The following is a 1,648-nucleotide window of genomic DNA, read 5'->3' as shown; positions in this document are numbered from 1 at the left end:
ATATTAATGTCAAGATTATTTTGAACAATTGTGCCAATATTTTTATGTACAATTGTTCAGTTGTTTTTATCTGCCATTTTGGATAGTGCAGTAGCCGTTCTATAAGAGTTTCCTAGAATATTAACAATAGTAGAATGATGGACAAGTCTATCTAAAATAGCGCTAGCTAACATATTATCCACAAATATTTGATTCCAGTCGGACAAATTTATATTACTAGTAACTATTGTACTTTTCTTTTCATAACGCCTATCTATAAGCTGAAAAAACATTTTTGCTTCTTGCTCACCAATAGGTAAATAGCCAATTTCATCAATTATAAGAAGTTTATATTTGCTAAAATGCTTTATCCTATCATCAAGTTTATTCTCTAAATAAGCCTTTTTTAATTGTTCTATTAAATCTTGGCATTTTATAAAATAAGTACTTACTCTTTTCTTTGCAGCAGCAATTCCAATTGAGGTCGCAAGGTGGGTTTTACCCACGCCGCTATTCCCTATTAAAATAATACTACTATTATTTTCTAAAAACCTCAAACTTTCAAAGTCTAAAAATTGCTGCTTATTTATTTTAGGCTGAAAATCAAAGTCAAAATCTTTTAATTCTTTCAGGTGCGGAAAGCCAGCTACTTTAACCATAGCATGTGCCGCATTAAAATTTTTAACTTCAACTTCTTTACTAGTTAATTCGCATAAAGCATCTACAATACTTGTTTTATGATCATTTATTTTATTAATATAATCATCTATCTGAAGGCTCATTTGTGTTAATTTAAGCTCACGTAAGTTCTCCTGTAATTGTTGATAACTGTTCATTAAATTTTTTCATCTCCTCTAAATGTTTAGCTGCATAATTCTTAACGTCTTCTTGATCTGAATTCTTAAAGGTTAATCCCATCATTGCTAAATGATGACCATCATGATAATTTATTTTTTCGTTAGAAACTGTATGTAAAGTTATCAATTTTGGGCCATAATAAACATATAGGTTATTATCAATAACCTTAACAACAATACTTTTACCAATAAAATCAATAGGGACAGAATATAAATTGCCCTTATAGCGAAATAGTGAATTGGAATTGACTTTCGCATTTATTGTTGTATTTTTGTAGTAAGAACATATTTTATCATTGGGTAGTGGTAAAAGATGTTCTTTCTCTTTTTTAAATACTAAAATTGGTGGTATTCCGGTAGCCTGGCATATCCTTGAATTAGCTTCATTTGTTATCTGTTGCATTTTGTTATACAACTGTTCTTCATTATCAAGTAGACCATTATAACTCATTATTTCATCTATAATTCTCATGGGGTTTTCAACCTTTGCCTTAGTGTTTGGCCTTGCTCTAACGCAAGGGACGATCTTAAATCCAAAGTCATCAGCAAACTGCTGAAATTTAGGATTGACTTTCCCGGCAGAACGTTCAGTTCTAGCTTTATCCATCATCGTAGATGCATTATCTATAAGTATTTCTTGAGGAACCCCCCCTAATTCTTCTAATGCATTAGCTAAAAAATCAAATAAATATGCTTGTGATTTAGTTGGACAAACTGCCCAATATTTAAATCTAGAAGCTGATAATATTAAGCTGCCGACATTGAAAATAAATTCTTCCCCATTTCTGAAAGAAAACTTTAAGTCTTCTTTC

At 30.6% G+C, this 1,648-nt stretch carries 2 protein-coding genes; both read right to left on the bottom strand.

The features are described from left to right. Positions 1-56: 56 nt before the first annotated feature. Entirely contained in the window at positions 57-761 is a 705-nt protein-coding gene (gene istB / locus AAT22_RS13845; protein WP_278279869.1) for an IS21-like element helper ATPase IstB, read from the bottom strand. 16 nt (positions 762-777) lie between these two features. Then, positions 778-1,648, bottom strand: an 871-nt coding sequence (locus AAT22_RS13840) for a DDE-type integrase/transposase/recombinase (protein WP_047001664.1), incomplete at its 5' end; no start/stop codon positions are given.

Origin of the sequence: Clostridium sp. C8, from assembly GCF_001010885.1 — a bacterium.
GTDB lineage: Bacteria > Bacillota > Clostridia > Clostridiales > Clostridiaceae > Clostridium > Clostridium sartagoforme.
This window is presented reverse-complemented; position numbering and strand designations above follow the sequence as displayed.

What these genes read in the sequence shown, in the direction of transcription:
- istB (WP_278279869.1), bottom strand. Translation starts at nt 761, where the DNA reads ATGAGCCTTCAGATAGATGATTATATTAATAAAATAAATGATCATAAA.